Below are 3,065 nucleotides of genomic sequence, written 5' to 3'. Positions count from 1 at the left end.
ATGTATTTTCTCCAGTTGACGTAACAAAAGGATGGGTTCCAGACTTCAGTGCTACTGAAGGGAGAATGATACGATATCGTATTGCAGTTCCTCGTAATTGAATTGTAAATTGTTTGGATTGTCCTTTATTAAAAGTAATCCAGTCTTCACGACTCCCCATCCTCCGATAACATTATAACTATCCATTGCTAACGGTATCTCTTTTACGTAATTAAATTGATTATCGAAAATAGTCAGGTATAGCCTTTTATTATTTAGTTGTTCAGGGAATGAAATTTTTGGGATAAACTCCAGACCATTTACGTGAATTCTGTAATAGCAATCACGGAACTTATCATAATTTACCTCATAAAAATGAACATTTTCTATTAAATGTCTATCCCAATCTTCTACAGATATTTTAAAAGTTTTGTTTGCGATGTTATCGGTAAAAGAACTTTTTCCCCCATGTTTACTTATTATGCCAGAATCGATATCTAATACATAAATATTGGAATTAAATGGAAAGTTAAATATGATTAGACGATCATTGCATGTTACATTGGGATGTTGCATCCACCCATAATTCTTGCCTATCCCATCTTCAGCATCCGTATATTCAAGCAATGTTTTTTTCACATTTCCAGAACGAATGGAGAATTCGTTCATGTAAAAATAATTTTTCTTGCCCGGATTGACAGTCGTATAAAAGATAGAATTCCTTTCCGGATGATAATGAATTTTTATTGTTGCATTGGAATAATTCGTTGTATTAATGATGTATTCACCGGCATCAACCGGTAGATTGATTTTACTGATAATTATTCCATCACGTCGTAGTAAATAGGACGTATTGATTGAATAAAGCCATATTGAATCTAGGGTGTTGGAATAGATCCCATTGATATCCCTATGAATTGCATTTGGACCTTCTCCATACAAAGGTATGCTTTCAATAGTCTTCTGATTAAGATTAAATATATCGAGATTGTGGGTTTGGTAATTGTAACCAATCAAATATTCATATTGGTTTTTGCTTGAGAATGTTTGAATAGGATAATTCTTCAAATGGATGCTATCTAATTTGATAAATTTTTCAGTTGCGGTTATGTCTGAAATTTGTTTATTACTTACGGTATTGTCTATAAAGTTACTCCTCTTATCATTGCATGATAAAAGAAATATCCATAGGATGGTGATTAATATCTTGTAATTCATATTCCAATAAAATAGAAGCCATATTCTGCTTTGGAAGATAAGATATTCAAAGCAGGATATGATAGTACGTTAACAATATCTTTTTACACTACAAGCAGGACCGGTTTGGCCGATATCGCCACAACCTACTCCATCATTTGGATTCTTACATTTGTATCCGACCATTTTTTCATCATTTTCATTTCTCGCAAGTGCTTCCACATTGCTCAACGCCAAATCACTCAGATTGGCATCACTTTTCAACCTTTTTTGCACTCCGAAACCTGCGGTTGCGAGGAGTGCGAGGGCAAATACACCCGATAAAATTTTCTTCATCCTACGAATAAAAATTTAGTCGTTAATAAATTATTGATTGATGCCTCTTTTCATATCCAATATGCGTGCATCCGCACGATGCACGAGTGTCGAATATCATAAAAGGGGATTCGCCCACATTTTTTATTGAAACGCTTACCGTTTTGGCATCTCCTTTTGGGATAGTCCCCAAATCAAATTCCGTTTTGTATGCCATTGTTAATTTTTAATTAGCTGAAAAACAGTGTAAAATATGAAACAATTATGATAAAAACGACTTATCGGAGGGGACTCAATCATCTAATTGATACTCTACAAAAATACCTTCGGGATTATATCCTATTCCGTAAATTGTGTTTTTCTCACTGTCATATTTCATTGAAAAGAGTGGGATATCCAATGTGTAATGTTTCACAGGATTTCCATCCCAGTCATATACCAATAAATGTTCACAATGATGACTGAGCATTCCATATTCCTCAAATGTTCTTCCTGAGTATAAGGCATATACAAATTCATCATCACAATCCAGCCCACAAAATCCTACCTGACCATCTTTAGACCAGGCAATGCCGCCTCTCTCCGGTAGAGTGAAGTCTGGCCCGTAATATTTTATCTGTTTATATTCTTCCAATATTAATCCGTCAATATAATTGAGAAAAGATAATACCGCAAAGCTTTGTGTTGCGGCAACCACTTTCTTATTATCCGGTTTATTTGCTATGCGCGTACTAAGATATAATAAGGATAACTCCATTCCAGTTGTATTGCTGGTCTCTTCAAAACCAGGAAAGTCCACTTTTGATGTTATCTCCCCATTTTCTTTCAAAGTAACCAACCATGCATCGTCAAATAGTCCGTTAGCTATCAGATGGGAACCCTGATAGTTTGCTGAAAATATTCTTTTATCGGAATTAATATCCATGACCTCTTTTAATGTGAATGTTGTATCAGATGATATATCGACCTGGTTTACTTTCTGTCTATCGGGATCGAATATAAAAAAACTATCGTCTTTAAATTGAAGGTCGATTATGGCTACAACTTCTCCCGGTCCACTTCCTTTTTTAATGCCGTTTATTAATTTTTTTGTGTTAAAATCAACTAAATGTAGCATTTTCTCGTTATTAAGATCCCAGATCATGTACGAATCATTTTTTCGAATTACGTGGGCTGGTTTTAATATATCAAATTCTTCCAAATCAATCACTCTTGTGTGAGTTAACTTATGTATAGGACTTTTCTCGAAATGCAGGATCGGATGATTGATTGTCTTATTACATGATAAAATGGGTATTATAACAATTAAGACGATTCCGTTTAATACGTTTCTTGAAATTTGATTCATTGTTTTCATTCGATTATTTATAAGGTTGCGCATTATGTACCCAATGACCTTCCGGATCAATATCCATTGGTGGAATATAACATCCACAGAGTGTACAATTATGTATACAAATAACAGTAGGATCAGGAAACTCCCCATTCGCAAGTGCTTCTACATTATTTAACGCCAAAGTCGAAAGACCGACATCACTTTTCAACCTTTTTTGCACTCCGAAACCTGCGGTTGC

The 3,065-nt window shown here is 34.6% G+C and carries 5 protein-coding genes; all 5 read right to left on the bottom strand.

Annotated features, from left to right (window positions below):
* Positions 1-51 precede the first annotated feature (51 nt).
* Complete coding sequence (locus B3Z75_RS01760; RefSeq protein WP_294067118.1) at positions 52-1,197, bottom strand: DUF4221 family protein; 1,146 nt, start codon at positions 1,195-1,197, stop codon at positions 52-54.
* Between the two features lie 69 nt (positions 1,198-1,266).
* A complete protein-coding gene (locus B3Z75_RS01755) occupies positions 1,267-1,512 on the bottom strand; it encodes an NVEALA domain-containing protein (protein ID WP_294067116.1) in 246 nt (81 codons plus the stop codon).
* A gap of 22 nt (positions 1,513-1,534) precedes the next feature.
* A complete protein-coding gene (locus tag B3Z75_RS14235; RefSeq protein WP_414702843.1) occupies positions 1,535-1,708 on the bottom strand; it encodes a DUF1573 domain-containing protein in 174 nt (57 codons plus the stop codon).
* 75 nt (positions 1,709-1,783) lie between these two features.
* Positions 1,784-2,848 carry a BF3164 family lipoprotein gene (locus tag B3Z75_RS01750; RefSeq protein ID WP_294067114.1) on the bottom strand — a complete coding sequence of 355 codons (1,065 nt, stop codon included), beginning with the start codon at positions 2,846-2,848 and terminating at the stop codon, positions 1,784-1,786.
* 4 nt (positions 2,849-2,852) lie between these two features.
* Positions 2,853-3,065 (bottom strand): NVEALA domain-containing protein (locus B3Z75_RS01745; RefSeq protein ID WP_294067112.1); only part of this gene is annotated, 213 nt, incomplete at its 5' end.

Source organism: Proteiniphilum sp. UBA1028 (assembly GCF_002316955.1).
In the GTDB taxonomy this organism is placed as follows: domain Bacteria; phylum Bacteroidota; class Bacteroidia; order Bacteroidales; family Dysgonomonadaceae; genus Proteiniphilum.
The sequence above is the reverse complement of the archived record's forward strand: the minus strand, read 5'-3'. Positions and strand labels throughout refer to the sequence as shown.

What these genes read in the sequence shown, in the direction of transcription:
- B3Z75_RS01760 (WP_294067118.1), bottom strand. Translation starts at nt 1,197, where the DNA reads ATGAATTACAAGATATTAATCACCATCCTATGGATATTTCTTTTATCA.
- B3Z75_RS01755 (WP_294067116.1), bottom strand. Translation starts at nt 1,512, where the DNA reads ATGAAGAAAATTTTATCGGGTGTATTTGCCCTCGCACTCCTCGCAACC.
- B3Z75_RS14235 (WP_414702843.1), bottom strand. Translation starts at nt 1,708, where the DNA reads ATGGCATACAAAACGGAATTTGATTTGGGGACTATCCCAAAAGGAGAT.
- B3Z75_RS01750 (WP_294067114.1), bottom strand. Translation starts at nt 2,848, where the DNA reads ATGAAAACAATGAATCAAATTTCAAGAAACGTATTAAACGGAATCGTC.